Consider the following 13355-nt stretch of genomic DNA (forward strand, 5'->3'; position numbering starts at 1 on the left):
GGTTTCATGCCACAATTCGAAGCCCATCGCCGCGTCGCGCATACGCCGGAGCAGATGTTCGCTCTGGTCGCCGATGTCGAATCCTATCCGCAATTCCTGCCGCTTTGCGAGGCACTGACGGTTCGCTCACGCAAGGAACGCGACGGACGCACCTTGCTCATCGCCGACATGAGCATCGGCTACAAGGCGATCCGCGAGACCTTTACCACGCAGGTGCTGCTGAATCCGGACGAGAACACCATCGATGTGAAATACATTGACGGCCCTTTCAAATATCTGAGCAATGTCTGGCGCTTCGACCCGGCCGACGGCGGCGGTTGCAACGTCTGCTTCTTTATCGACTACGAGTTCAAGAGCCGCATTTTGGGGGCGTTGATGGGAACCATGTTCGACCGTGCCTTCCGCATGTTCTCCGAGGCGTTCGAGAAAAGGGCCGAAATCATCTACGGCGCGCCATCGGCAGCCTGATCCGCAGCGAGCGCGCGCAGACCCAGCTCAAGCGCATGCCGGACCGTCTCCCGGCGGATGAAATCACGGCCCTTGTCGGCGAAAAGCTGGCATTCGCTGACTACCGGCCGGCCAGCCACGGCGACGCCGAACCAGACCAGGCCGACAGGTTTTTCCGCCGAGCCGCCGGCCGGACCGGCGATGCCAGTTACCGCCAGTGCAAGCCCGGCCGGCGAATGGGCCAAGGCTCCGGCCGCCATCTCCACTGCGGTCTCGCGCGAGACCGCGCCGTGCGCCTCGAGCGTAGCGGCCGAGACGCCGAGCATCTCGGTCTTGGCCTGGTTGGAATAGGTGATGAAGCCGCGATCGACCACCGCGGAAGAGCCGGCGATGTCGGTCAGGGCGGCGATGATCATGCCGCCGGTGCAGCTCTCGGCCGTCGCCAGCGTGATGCCGCGCTGCTGGCAGGCCTGAAGCAGGGCATCTGCGAGATCGCTATTGCTCACTCGGGGACATCCCCTGGAAACACGACGCTGGCGGTCGCGATGGCCGCTATGCCTTCCTCACGGCCGACGAAGCCGAGCTTCTCATTGGTTGTCGCCTTGATCGAAATGCGATCGAGCGAAATTCGCAGGATTGCGGAAAGCGTTTCGGTCATGGCCTCGCGATGCGGGCCGACGCGCGGCGTCTCGCAGATCAGGGTGATATCGGCGTTGGCGATGCGCCCGCCGCGCGCGCGCACCAGCTTGGCCGCGTGTTCGACGAAGATGCGTGAAGCGGCCCCTTTCCACTGTGGGTCGGAGGGCGGGAAATGCGTGCCGATGTCACCGGCGCCGCAGGTGGCGAGCAGGGCGTCGGTCAAGGCGTGGAGACCGACATCGGCATCCGAATGGCCGGACAATTTCCTGTCGTGTGGAATGGCGACGCCGCACAGGGTGACATGGTCGCCGGGCTCGAACGCATGGACGTCATAGCCATTGCCCGTTCGGATGTCGGGAAAACGTGGGGCGCTAGAAAGCCGCTGATCCGCCATTGCAATATCCCGTGCCCAGGTCAGTTTGACGTTGTCCGGCGAGCCGGGAACGATCTTCACCGGAATATGCGCCCATTCGGCGATTGCCGCATCGTCGGTGAAATCCGCTTTGCCCAGATGATGAGCCTTTTCGTGCGCAGCCAGGATCGGCCAGAACGGAAAGCCTTGCGGTGTCTGTGCGGCATAAAGCCCGGCCCTGGACACGGTTTCGCCGATCATGCCTTCGGCCGTTTCGCGCTTGAGCGTATCGGCAACCGGCAAAGCAGGCAGTGCCCCCTGGCGCTCGCCAATAGCTGCGATCGTGCGGTCTATTAGTTCCGCATCGACAAACGGCCGGGCCGCATCATGGATCAGAACCCGGCCCGGCGCATTGCTTCTCAACGCCAGCAGTCCAAGGCGGACGGACTCCTGCCGTGACGTACCGCCGGTCACAGCGACGACACGGTCGGCGTTCGCACCGGCCGCACGGCGGAAAAGCGCGCCGTCGTCGGCATGAATAGCAACGACGACAGGTCCAATCTTCGGATGCGTCAGAAAGGCACCGAGCGTGCGTGCAATAACGGCGCCGCCGCCAATTTGCTGGTACTGCTTCGGCCCATTGGCCTGTCCAGCGCGCGCGCCGCGGCCGGCAGCAACGATGACCACGGCGACCTTGTCGTCCGCAGCTTGCTTTTCGCTCACATCTCTCATGCCGAGACGCTTAACGCATGATCCCGAAAAGTGGTATCGCTTTTGAAAGACCCAGGATTGATGCGGTGCGGCGATCCGTTTTTTTCCCAAATGCGCCTTAATGTCACGACATTGCGCGTTGCACATTGCCGTCGTTCTGGCTAGAGAATGTGCAGCAACCGAAGGTGCTTGGTTTTTGTGCATGCCTGATGTGACCAAATTAGCTTCGCCGCTGGATGTGGGTGGCGTGAGAATCCGCAATCGCGTATTTCTCGCGCCCCTGTCGGGCATCACCGACGAACCGTTCCGGCAACGCGCGCATGCGCATGGCGCCGGGCTGGTCGTATCGGAAATGGTGGCGAGCGGTGAGCTTGCAAAGGGCAGGGCTGGTTCCAGCCTGCGCATCCGTCATTCCGGGCTGCCTGTCCACATGGTCCAGCTTGCCGGCCACGAGGCAATGCACATGGCCGAAGGCGCGCGAATCGCGGTCGGCGAAGGCGCCGACATCATCGACATCAACATGGGCTGTCCGGCCAAAAAGGTGACGGGCGGCTATGCCGGTTCGGCACTGATGCGAGACCTCGACCACGCGTTGTCGCTGATCGAAGCGGTAGTCGGCGCGATCGCGGTGCCAGTCACGGTCAAGATGCGGCTCGGGTGGGACGAAGGCGCGCTCAACGCGCCGATGCTGGCGCGACGCGCCGAGCAGGCCGGGGTGAAGATGGTGACGGTGCACGGCCGCACGCGTTGCCAGTTCTATCAGGGCAAGGCCGACTGGCGTGCCATCGCACGCGTCAAGCAGGCGGTCTCGATCCCGGTCGTTGCCAATGGCGATGTCGGCTCGCCGGCAGAGGCCGCGTCGATCCTCGAGCAGTCTGGCGCCGACGCGGTGATGGTCGGCCGCGCGCACTATGGCGCGCCGTGGACGGCCGGCAGCATTGTAGCGGCCGCGCTGGCCGAGCCGGTATCCAGCATGCCGGAAAGCCCGCAAGCGCTGGCCGACTACGTCATTGCCCATTACGAAGACATGCTGGCGCTCTATGGCGTGGAAAGCGGAGTGCGCCAGGCGCGCAAGCATCTCGGCTGGTATCTCGACCGCCACGCCGGCGGCACAAGCGACGACCGGCGCAAGACCATACTCACGTCTTTCGAGCCTGGGCGTGTCATTGCGTTGCTGCGCGACATGTTTTCAACCGCTCCCGAAGCGGCGAACCTGCGGAGTGCGGCATGAACGCTACCGTCACACAGAGCACGGATATGGCGGACGCCGCGCATATTGTGCTCAACACCATTCGCCGGCCGGTGATCATGGTCGATCCGGAAGGTTTCATCACCTTCGCCAATGCCGATGCCGAGGATTTTTTCCGGTCGAGCGCCACGATGCTCGCCCGCAACACGCTGCACAAGCTCATTCCTTTCGGCAGCCCGCTGCTGACGCTTGTCGACCAGGTGCGCGAGCGCCGGGCGCCGGTCAACGAATACCGGGTCGACGTGTCGTCGCCACGTCTCGGCATCGAGAAGGTGGTCGACCTCTACGTCGCACCAGTGACGGAATTTCCAGGCTCGGTCGTGGTGATGTTCCAGGAACGCTCAATGGCCGACAAGATCGACCGGCAGATGACGCATCGCGGTGCGGCACGCTCGGTCACCGGCCTCGCCGCGATGCTTGCCCATGAGATCAAGAACCCGCTGTCCGGCATTCGTGGTGCTGCGCAGTTGCTAGAGCTGTCGGCGTCTGACGAGGATCGCGCACTGACCAGGCTGATCACCGACGAGACCGACCGCATTGTCTCGCTGGTCGACCGCATGGAGGTGTTTTCCGACGAGCGGCCGATCGACCGCTACCCCGTCAACATCCATGTCGTGCTCGACCATGTCAAGGCAATCGCCAAGAACGGTTTTGCCAAGCGAATCAAGATATTGGAGGACTATGATCCATCATTGCCTCCGGTTTTTGCCAATCGCGACCAGCTCATCCAGGTGTTTCTCAATCTGGTAAAAAATGCCGCCGAGGCGATCGGCAGTGATCCGCAGGGCGAGATCATGCTATCGACCGCCTTCCGTCCGGGCATCCGTGTTTCCGTACCCGGGACCCAGGACCGCGTATCGCTGCCATTGGAATTCTGCGTGCGTGACAACGGTTCGGGTGTTTCCGAAGACATCCTGCCGATCCTCTTCGATCCTTTCATCACCACCAAGCCGAACGGCTCCGGTCTCGGTCTGGCGCTGGTCGCAAAGATCGTCGGCGAGCATGGCGGCATCATTGAATGCGAATCGACCCCGCGCGGCACCACTTTCCGCATCCTGATGCCGGCGTGGAAAGAAACCCAGTTTGGCACCGACGACGACGGTGAAGGAGACCGCAAATGACCGTTCGCGGCAATATTCTCGTCGCCGACGACGATGCGGCCATCCGCACTGTCCTCAACCAGGCGCTTTCGCGCGTCGGCCACGACGTGCGTGTCACCTCCAACGCTTCGACGCTGTGGCGCTGGGTTGCGGCGGGCGAGGGCGATCTGGTTATCACCGACGTTGTCATGCCTGACGAGAACGCCTTCGACATGCTGCCGCGCATCAAGAAGGCGCGACCGGAACTGCCGGTCATCGTCATGAGTGCGCAGAACACGTTCATGACAGCAATTCGTGCCTCCGAAACCGGGGCCTACGAGTATCTGCCGAAACCGTTCGACCTGACGGAGCTGCTTAACATCGTCAACCGCGCTCTTTCCGAGCCGCGGCGGCCGAAGATCGATACGCGGGCCGACGAGCCGCCGGAAACGATGCCGCTGGTCGGCCGCTCGGCGGCCATGCAGGACATCTACCGCATGCTGGCGCGCATGATGCAGACCGACCTGACGGTCATGATCAGCGGCGAGTCGGGTACCGGCAAGGAACTGGTGGCGCGCGCGCTGCATGAATACGGCCGCCGCCGAGGCGGTCCGTTCGTCGCTATCAACATGGCGGCGATCCCGCGCGACCTGATCGAATCGGAGTTGTTCGGGCACGAGAAGGGCGCCTTTACCGGCGCGCAGAACCGCTCCACCGGCCGTTTCGAGCAGGCCGAAGGCGGCACGCTCTTCCTCGACGAGATCGGTGATATGCCGATGGAAGCGCAGACGCGGCTGCTGCGTGTGTTGCAGCAGGGCGAATACACCACGGTCGGCGGCCGCACGCCGATCAAGACCGACGTGCGCATCGTCGCTGCCACCAACAAGGACCTGCGCACACTGATTAATCAGGGGCTTTTCCGCGAGGACCTGTTCTACCGCTTGAATGTTGTGCCGCTCAGGCTGCCGGCGCTGCGCGAGCGGTCGGAGGACATTCCGGACCTCGTCCGCCACTTCTTCAAGCTCGGCGTCAGTGAAGGCTTGCAGACCAAGCGCATTTCCACCGGCGGCATCGAGCTGATGAAGCGCTACCCATGGCCCGGTAATGTGCGCGAACTCGAAAACCTCATTCGCAGGCTGGCCGCACTGTATTCGCAGGACGAGATTTCCGCCGAGATCATCGAGGCGGAGTTGAAGACCGGCGAAAGGCCTGTCGTTCCAGGTGGCGGCAACCTCATTCCCGATGACCTTTCCATCGGCCAGGCGGTGGAGCATTTCCTGCAACGCTATTTTGCCTCGTTTGCCGGCGACCTGCCCCCGGCCGGGCTCTATCAGCGAATCCTCTCTGAGGTCGAATATCCGCTGGTCCTCGCCTCGATGACCGCAACGCGCGGTAACCAGATCAAGGCTGCCGAATTGCTGGGGCTCAACCGCAACACGCTGCGCAAGAAGATTCGCGAACTCGGCGTCAACGTCTACAAATCGTCCAGGCAGGTCTAGACGAATCCCTTTACGAGCGCTTTCCAGGGGATCGATTGCCGAAAGATTTCCGTCTAGGCCACACTTGTTGCATAATCGCCACAATGCGTTGCATACATCCGACGTAATCACTGGCTCTAGACAGCGACATGGCCCTGCACGCACCGACACTGAGCAAATCGCTTTTCAGCAATACGGGCGCGCGAGACGGTCGCCGGCTGCTTGCGCTGCCGGGCGTGATCGCCATTGCCGGTGCGCTGGTGACGGCGGCGATCTCCTTCGCCATTCTGGTCGGTGCGACGCCGATCACGCCCGACGCGAGGACGACGCTGGCGCTGATTGCGCTTAATGCGGCGTTCGTCCTGTTTCTGATTTTGCTGGTCGGCCGCGAGGTGCATCGCATCCTGATGGCACGACGGCATGGCAAGGCTGCGTCGCGGCTGCATGTGCGCATAGTGGCGATGTTTGCGCTGGTCGCCGCCATCCCCGCCATCATGGTGGCGATCATCGCGTCGATCACGCTCGACATCGGCCTCGACCGCTGGTTCGAGATCCGCACCAAGACGATCGTCAATTCGTCGTTGTCGATCGCTGACGCCTATGTGCAGGAAAACGCGCGAAATCTTCAGGGCACGACGTTGTCGATGGCTTACGACCTCGACGCTTCGCGCACGCTTTACGGCCTCGATCGTACCGGTTTCCTCGACCTCATGAACAAGGAGGCGGTGGGTCGCTCGCTGGCGCACGCGGCACTCATCAAGCCCGATGGTTCCTTCGTCATGAGCGCCAAGACCGACGCGGACTTTGCCATGCCAGAGCCGCCTGAGGGCGCCGTGGCAAGCGCTGCAGACGGCAAGCCGGTGCTGATAGAACCGCGCACCCGCAACATCATGGGTGCCATCGTCAAGCTGCGCGAGATCGACGGCCTCTATCTTTACACCATCCGCCTCGTCGATCCCGAGGTGATCAAGGCGCGGCAGATCGTCAAATCCAACACCGCCGAATATCGCGGTCTCGAAGACAATCGCCGCACCTCGCAAGTGGCTTTCGCGCTTCCCTATCTGTCGCTGACGCTGATCATCATCCTGTCCGCCATCTGGACCGGCATTGCGGTGGCCGACCGCCTGGTGCGGCCGATTCGTCAGCTCATCGGCGCGGCCGACGAGGTCGCTACCGGCAATCTCGACGTAGCCGTGCCTGTCCGCCCCTCCGACGGTGACGTCGCCTCGCTCGGCGACACCTTCAACAAGATGCTGATGGAGCTGAAATCGCAGCGCAACGAGATCCTGTCGGCCAAGGATTTGATCGACGAGCGGCGGCGCTTTTCGGAGGCGGTGCTTGCCGGCGTCACCGCCGGGGTCATCGGCGTCGATCCATATGGCATCGTCACCATCGTCAACCGTTCGGCCGAAACCATGCTGGCCATATCCGCTCCGGCAGCGCTTGGGCAGAACCTTTCCGCGGTGCTGCCGCATGTCGGCCGCGTCTTCGAGATCGGCCGCAAATCGGGCAAGCCGGTCTATCGCGAACAGGTCACCTTCTATCGTGCCGGCACCGAACGGACCTTCAACGTGCAGATCACGATTGAAGCCGGCGACGACGGTTCGGAGGATAAGTCCTACGTCGTGACAGTCGACGACATTACCGATCTGGTCCAGGCACAGCGTTCCTCTGCATGGGCCGACGTGGCGCGGCGCATCGCCCACGAGATCAAGAACCCGCTGACGCCGATCCAGCTTTCGGCCGAGCGCATCAAGCGCCGTTACGGCAAGGTCATCACCGAGGACCGTGAGGTTTTCGATCAATGCACCGACACCATCATCCGGCAAGTGGAGGACATCGGCCGCATGGTCGACGAGTTCTCGGCGTTCGCCCGCATGCCGAAACCGGAAATGAAGGCAATCGATCTGCGCGATTCGTTGCGCGAGGCCTCGTTCCTGGTCGAAGTAAGCCGCGCCGACATCACCTTCGAGCGCGTCTTCGGCAATGAGCCGCTCAAAGGCACGTTCGACAGCCGCCTGATGGCGCAGGCGTTCGGCAACGTCATCAAGAATGCCGCCGAAGCCATCGACGGACTTGATGCAGAGGATCGTCCGCACGGCATAATCCGGATTCAAGCCGGACGTCAGAATGGCGCGATTCGAATCGACGTCATCGACAACGGCAGGGGCTTGCCGCGCGAAAACCGGCAGCGCTTGCTCGAGCCTTACATGACGACACGCGAGAAAGGCACCGGGCTTGGCCTCGCTATCGTCAAGAAGATCGTGGAGGACCATGGCGGGCGACTCGAATTGCACGATGCACCAGCGGACTTCCACGATGGGCGGGGTGCAATGATCAGCATCATCCTGCCGGTTGCCGCCACAGTTCCGATACGCGGCGAGGGCAAGACGGAACACGAAAAAGAAACTGAAAAGGTCGGTAATGGCGTCTGATATTCTCATCGTCGATGACGAGGAAGACATCCGCGAACTCGTCGCCGGTATCCTGAGCGACGAAGGTCACGAAACACGCACGGCGTTTGACGCCGACAGCGCGCTGGCGGCGGTCGCCGACCGAGCACCCCGGCTGATCTTCCTCGACATCTGGCTGCAGGGTTCGCGGCTCGATGGCCTCGCTTTGCTGGACGAGATCAAGACGATGCACCCGAACCTGCCGGTGGTGATGATCTCGGGCCACGGCAATATCGAAACGGCGGTCTCGGCCATCCGCCGCGGCGCCTATGATTTTATTGAAAAGCCGTTCAAGGCCGACAGGCTGATCCTTATTGCCGAACGGGCGCTTGAAACGTCCAAATTGAGACGCGAGGTTTCGGATCTCAAATTGCGCAGCGGCGAGACTTTCGACCTCATCGGCATGTCGTCGGCAATGAGCCAATTGCGCCAGACCATCGAGCGCGTCGCGCCGACCAACAGCCGCGTCATGATTATCGGCCCCTCCGGCTCGGGCAAGGAACTGGCGGCGCGCGCCATCCACGCATTGTCGGCGCGCAAGAGTGCACCTTTTGTGACGCTGAGCGCCGCCAACATCACGCCTGAGCGTATGGAGATCGAGCTGTTCGGCACCGAATCGAACGGCGTCGAACGCAAGGTCGGCGCGCTGGAGGAAGCCCATCGCGGCATTCTCTACATCGATGAAGTGGCCGATATGCCGCGCGAGACGCAAAACAAGATCCTGCGCGTGCTGGTCGAACAGCAGTTCGAGCGGGTAGGGGGCACCAAGCGGGTCAAGGTCGACGTGCGCATCATCTCGTCGACCTCGCAGAACCTCGAAGCCATGATCGCCGACGGCCGTTTCCGTGAGGACCTTTATCATCGCCTGGCCGTGGTTCCGGTCATGGTGCCGGGACTGGCCGAGCGTCGCGAGGACATTCCTTATCTGGTCGACAATTTCATGAAGCAGATCGCTCGCCAGGCCGGCATCAAGCCGCGTCGCATCGGCGACGACGCGCTGGCGGTGCTGCAGGCGCACAACTGGCCGGGCAACGTTCGGCAGTTGCGAAACAATGTCGAGCGTCTGATGATCCTGGCGCGTGGCGATGATGTCGATGCGCCGATCACCGCCGACCTCTTGCCTGCCGAGATCGGCGACGTCATGCCGCGCACTCCAAACAAGTCCGATCAGCACATAATGGCGCTGCCGCTGCGTGAAGCACGCGAACAATTCGAAAAGGATTATCTGATCGCCCAGATCAACCGTTTTGGCGGCAACATCTCGAAGACGGCAGAGTTTATCGGCATGGAACGCTCTGCATTGCACCGCAAGCTGAAGTCGCTGGGCGTCTGACAGCCAAACCAGTCGTGGCCCACGCAATTATCGGTTACTGCGGTCCTTGGAATTGCATAAGAAAGCTGGGACTTCTTCCAGGGATTTGCCATGCCGCGCATTGCCTATGTTAACGGGCGCTATGTCGCTCACGCCGAAGCTTCGGTGCATATCGAAGACCGTGGCTATCAATTCGCCGATGGCGTCTACGAGGTCTGCGAGGTGGCACGAGGCTTCATCGTCGACATGCCGCGCCATCTCGCTCGATTGAACCGCTCACTTACCGAACTCTCGATCGATTGGCCGATCACGCGCGGCGTGCTACCGCTCGTCATGCGCGAGGTGGTGCGCCGCAACCATGTCGTCGACGGTCTGATCTACGTCCAGGTGACACGCGGCGTCGCCAGCCGCGAGTTTTTCTTCCCGCCGGCGGGCACGAAGCCGTCACTGGTGGTGATCGCCAAAAAAGCCGATCCTGCAGTTGCCGCGAAGCGGGCCGAGAGCGGGATCCGGGTCATCACGGTGCCGGAGAACCGATGGGATCGGGTCGATATCAAGTCGGTCGGCCTGCTGCCGAACGTGCTGGCCAAGCAGAAAGCCAAGGAAGCCGGCGCTCAGGAGGCCTGGTTCGTTGATGTTGACGGTACCGTCAAGGAAGGTGGATCGTCGAACGCGTGGATCATCACCAGGGACGGCGTGCTGGTGACACGGCCCGCCGAGCACGGCATCCTGCGCGGCATCACCCGCACGACACTGTTCGATGTCGCCGCCAAGCTTGGCCTGAAGATTGAGGAGCGCGGCTTTTCGGTTGCCGAAGCCAAGGCCGCGCGCGAGGTTTTCATCAGCTCTGCAACCACGATTGCCATGCCGGTGGTGGCGATCGATGGCGCTCCCGTCGCCAACGGCCACCCGGGCTCGATAACAGTTTCATTACGGCAGGCCTTTTTTGACGTTGCGGAAAAAAGTCCAGCCTGATAACCGCACAGATGGAATGAACATCAATATATCTCGTTCTGCTTGTCGTTACTGACGGCAAGATGGTGTTTGCGTGCTTGACATGTGCCGGCTAATTTGGCGCATTGGCCTGCAAACCGAAGGGGATCGGCGAAAGACAAGAACAATGGCGGAACGATCGCAAAATCTTCAGGACCTGTTCCTGAATTCAGTTCGCAAGAGCAAAAACCCACTCACCATCTTTCTCATCAACGGCGTGAAGCTGACCGGCGTGGTCACTTCGTTCGATAATTTCTGCGTTCTGCTGCGTCGCGACGGCCATTCCCAGCTTGTCTACAAGCACGCTATTTCCACGATCATGCCGAGCCAGCCGGTTCAGATGTTCGATGGTGAGGAAAGCCAGGGCGCCTGATTGGCACGTGAGAAAGACGCGGACCGCAGCGTTCGCGGAAAACCAGCACATCAGACCGGGACAGAGGCCAACGGCCGGACCCGGGCGGTGGTCATCGTGCCGGTGCTTACCCGGCAGCCGCGTGGCGACGACGATACCAATCGTCCGCGCCTGACCCGTTCCGCCGAGGCCCGTCGCGACGAGGCGGTCGGCCTCGCCAGCGCCATCGACCTTGACTTGGTCCACACGGCGGTGGTGACCGTCAATGATCCACGTCCGGCGACCCTGCTCGGCAGCGGCAAGGTCGCGGAGTTCGCCGAGATCGTCAAAGAGGGCCACGCGGAAGTGGTCATTGTCGATCATCCGCTGACTCCGGTACAGCAGCGCAACCTCGAAAAAGAGTTGAACGCCAAGGTGCTCGACCGCACCGGGCTGATCCTGGAGATTTTCGGCGAGCGCGCCCGCACCAAAGAAGGCACGCTGCAGGTCGACCTTGCCCATCTCAACTACCAGAAGGGCCGCCTTGTCCGAAGCTGGACCCACCTCGAGCGCCAGCGCGGCGGCGCCGGCTTTCTCGGCGGTCCTGGCGAGACCCAGATCGAGTCGGATCGGCGTGTGCTGCAGGACAAGATCACCAAGCTGAAGCACGAGCTCGAAACCGTGCGCCGCACCCGCGACCTGCACCGTGCCAAGCGCAAGAAGGTGCCATTTCCGGTGGTGGCGATCGTCGGCTACACCAATGCCGGCAAGTCGACGCTGTTCAACCGGCTGACCGGAGCAGGGGTGCTGGCCGAAGACATGCTGTTTGCCACGCTCGACCCGACGCTGCGCCGCGTGCGCCTGCCGCACGGTACGCCGATCATCCTTTCCGACACGGTAGGCTTCATTTCCGACCTGCCAACACATCTGGTCGCGGCCTTCAGGGCGACGCTGGAGGAAGTGGTCGAGGCAGACCTCGTCATTCATCTGCGCGACATCTCCGATCCCGATACGGCCGCGCAGGCCGAAGATGTCGAGCGCATCCTTGCCGATCTCGGCGTCGATGCCCGCGATAGCAAGCGCGTCATCGAAGTATGGAACAAGATCGACCGGCTCGACGAGGGCAACCGGGCGCGGCTGCTTGCTGATGGTGCTGACGGCAAGAAGGCACCGCCAATCGCCATATCGGCAGTGACCGGCGAGGGCATCGATGCGCTGAAGGCGATCATCGAGACGATGATGTCGGGCGAACTGGAGACGTTCACCGTCACGCTCAAGCCCGACCAACTCGCCGTCGTCGACTGGCTTTACCGCAACGGCGACATCGCCTCGCGTGATGACAATGAGGATGGCAGCGTGACCATCGCGCTCAAGGCCACGCACAGCGCCCGGCAGGAGATCGAAAGCCGATTGCGACGTCAAAACAGCGGGTAGGGACCTTTACTTCGCGCTTTTTGCTTGCTGCCAGAGCGCTTCCATCTCGTCCAGCGTCGCCTCTTCTAGGCTGTTTCCCGACGCTTGCAGCGTCCGCTCGACATAGTGGAAGCGCGACCGGAATTTTTCGTTGGTGCCGCTGAGTGCCGCTTCGGAATCAATTTTGAGGTGCCGGCCGAGATTGACGATCGCAAACAGCATGTCGCCGAACTCATCCTTGATCGGCGCGCTGTCGCCTTTGGCGAGCGCTTCGCGCAATTCGCCGATCTCCTCCTCTATCTTTTCGAGGATCGGTGCCGCCTCGCTCCAGTCGAAGCCGACGCGGGCGGCCTTTTCCTGCAGCTTGAGCGCCCGGGTCAGCGCGGGCAGCGCGACCGGCACGCTGTCGAGAAAGCCCTTGCCATGGTCTTCCGGGTCGAGCCCACGGGTGAGGCGCGCACTGCGCTTCTCCGCCTTTTCCTCTGCCTTGATCTTTTCCCACATGCCCTTGGCCATGCCGGCGCTGCGCGCCTTGTCGTCGCCGAAGACATGGGGATGGCGGCGGATCATTTTTGTGGTGATGGCCTGGACCACATCGCCGAATGAAAATTCGCCGGCCTCCTCGGCCATTTGCGCGTGGTAGACCACTTGCAGCAGGAGATCGCCAAGCTCGTCCCGCAGATCGTCGAGATCGCCGCGCGCAATGGCGTCCGCCACTTCGTAGGCTTCCTCGATCGTGTATGGCGCGATTGTCGAAAAGCCCTGCTCGATATCCCACGGGCAACCGGTTTCCGGCGCCCGCAGCGCTGCCATGATCTCGATCAGCCGGGAAATGTCTTTCGAGGGTTTCATCTGGGAAACGCTATCCTGTACACGGCTGTGCGGCCAACGGCTTCAG

The 13355-nt window shown here is 62.1% G+C and carries 12 protein-coding genes; 9 read left to right on the forward strand and 3 right to left on the reverse strand.

Features of this window, described 5'->3' with window-relative positions; all coding sequences use genetic code 11:
* Positions 1 to 6 precede the first annotated feature (6 nt).
* Positions 7 to 468 (forward strand): type II toxin-antitoxin system RatA family toxin, encoded by a 462-nt coding sequence (locus NKH78_RS14525; RefSeq protein WP_352703991.1) that lies wholly within the window; start codon positions 7 to 9, stop codon positions 466 to 468.
* Here the strand turns inward: NKH78_RS14525 and NKH78_RS14530 are convergent.
* Positions 444 to 953 (reverse strand): CinA family protein, encoded by a 510-nt coding sequence (locus tag NKH78_RS14530; RefSeq protein WP_254817196.1) that lies wholly within the window; start codon positions 951 to 953, stop codon positions 444 to 446. The two genes, NKH78_RS14525 and NKH78_RS14530, sit on opposite strands and share 25 nt — an antisense overlap.
* Positions 950 to 2170 carry a bifunctional 2-C-methyl-D-erythritol 4-phosphate cytidylyltransferase/2-C-methyl-D-erythritol 2,4-cyclodiphosphate synthase gene (locus NKH78_RS14535; protein WP_352703989.1) on the reverse strand — a complete coding sequence of 407 codons (1221 nt, stop codon included), beginning with the start codon at positions 2168 to 2170 and terminating at the stop codon, positions 950 to 952. Before NKH78_RS14535 ends, NKH78_RS14530 begins: the two co-directional genes overlap by 4 nt.
* A 181-nt stretch (positions 2171 to 2351) precedes the next feature.
* Here NKH78_RS14535 and dusB point away from each other — a divergent pair, with 181 nt between their 5' ends.
* From dusB to hflX, 8 genes are all read left to right on the forward strand, one after another.
* Complete coding sequence (gene dusB, locus NKH78_RS14540) at positions 2352 to 3380, forward strand: tRNA dihydrouridine synthase DusB (RefSeq protein WP_352703987.1); 1029 nt, start codon at positions 2352 to 2354, stop codon at positions 3378 to 3380.
* Positions 3377 to 4519 (forward strand): two-component system sensor histidine kinase NtrB, encoded by a 1143-nt coding sequence (locus NKH78_RS14545; RefSeq protein WP_352703985.1) that lies wholly within the window; start codon positions 3377 to 3379, stop codon positions 4517 to 4519. Before dusB ends, NKH78_RS14545 begins: the two co-directional genes overlap by 4 nt.
* The gene (gene ntrC / locus NKH78_RS14550; protein WP_254817199.1) at positions 4516 to 5976 is read left to right on the forward strand and encodes a nitrogen regulation protein NR(I); all 1461 of its coding nucleotides are present in this window, start codon (positions 4516 to 4518) and stop codon (positions 5974 to 5976) included. The genes NKH78_RS14545 and ntrC overlap by 4 nt, the downstream gene beginning before the upstream one ends.
* Positions 5977 to 6104: 128 nt before the next feature.
* Entirely contained in the window at positions 6105 to 8390 is a 2286-nt protein-coding gene (locus NKH78_RS14555) for a sensor histidine kinase NtrY-like (RefSeq protein WP_352478832.1), read from the forward strand.
* Positions 8380 to 9741 (forward strand): nitrogen assimilation response regulator NtrX, encoded by a 1362-nt coding sequence (gene ntrX, locus NKH78_RS14560; RefSeq protein ID WP_254817201.1) that lies wholly within the window; start codon positions 8380 to 8382, stop codon positions 9739 to 9741. Before NKH78_RS14555 ends, ntrX begins: the two co-directional genes overlap by 11 nt.
* A gap of 90 nt (positions 9742 to 9831) precedes the next feature.
* Entirely contained in the window at positions 9832 to 10695 is an 864-nt protein-coding gene (locus NKH78_RS14565) for a D-amino-acid transaminase (RefSeq protein WP_352689299.1), read from the forward strand.
* 145 nt (positions 10696 to 10840) lie between these two features.
* The gene (hfq, locus tag NKH78_RS14570; RefSeq protein WP_006202172.1) at positions 10841 to 11086 is read left to right on the forward strand and encodes an RNA chaperone Hfq; all 246 of its coding nucleotides are present in this window, start codon (positions 10841 to 10843) and stop codon (positions 11084 to 11086) included.
* Positions 11087 to 12478, forward strand: a complete 1392-nt coding sequence (hflX, locus tag NKH78_RS14575; protein ID WP_352736443.1) for a GTPase HflX — start codon at positions 11087 to 11089, stop codon at positions 12476 to 12478.
* 6 nt (positions 12479 to 12484) lie between these two features.
* On the opposite strand, the gene mazG is transcribed toward hflX, so the two are convergent.
* Positions 12485 to 13309: a nucleoside triphosphate pyrophosphohydrolase gene (mazG, locus tag NKH78_RS14580; RefSeq protein ID WP_352507406.1), complete on the reverse strand. Its 825-nt coding sequence runs from the start codon at positions 13307 to 13309 to the stop codon at positions 12485 to 12487.
* Positions 13310 to 13355 lie beyond the last annotated feature (46 nt).

Origin of the sequence: Mesorhizobium sp. M0910 (assembly GCF_040319465.1) — a bacterium.
Taxonomy (GTDB): domain Bacteria; phylum Pseudomonadota; class Alphaproteobacteria; order Rhizobiales; family Rhizobiaceae; genus Mesorhizobium.

What these genes read in the sequence shown, in the direction of transcription:
- ntrC (WP_254817199.1), top strand. Translation starts at nt 4,516, where the DNA reads ATGACCGTTCGCGGCAATATTCTCGTCGCCGACGACGATGCGGCCATC.
- NKH78_RS14555 (WP_352478832.1), top strand. Translation starts at nt 6,105, where the DNA reads ATGGCCCTGCACGCACCGACACTGAGCAAATCGCTTTTCAGCAATACG.
- mazG (WP_352507406.1), bottom strand. Translation starts at nt 13,309, where the DNA reads ATGAAACCCTCGAAAGACATTTCCCGGCTGATCGAGATCATGGCAGCG.
- dusB (WP_352703987.1), top strand. Translation starts at nt 2,352, where the DNA reads ATGCCTGATGTGACCAAATTAGCTTCGCCGCTGGATGTGGGTGGCGTG.
- NKH78_RS14565 (WP_352689299.1), top strand. Translation starts at nt 9,832, where the DNA reads ATGCCGCGCATTGCCTATGTTAACGGGCGCTATGTCGCTCACGCCGAA.
- NKH78_RS14535 (WP_352703989.1), bottom strand. Translation starts at nt 2,170, where the DNA reads ATGAGAGATGTGAGCGAAAAGCAAGCTGCGGACGACAAGGTCGCCGTG.
- ntrX (WP_254817201.1), top strand. Translation starts at nt 8,380, where the DNA reads ATGGCGTCTGATATTCTCATCGTCGATGACGAGGAAGACATCCGCGAA.
- NKH78_RS14545 (WP_352703985.1), top strand. Translation starts at nt 3,377, where the DNA reads ATGAACGCTACCGTCACACAGAGCACGGATATGGCGGACGCCGCGCAT.
- hfq (WP_006202172.1), top strand. Translation starts at nt 10,841, where the DNA reads ATGGCGGAACGATCGCAAAATCTTCAGGACCTGTTCCTGAATTCAGTT.
- NKH78_RS14525 (WP_352703991.1), top strand. Translation starts at nt 7, where the DNA reads ATGCCACAATTCGAAGCCCATCGCCGCGTCGCGCATACGCCGGAGCAG.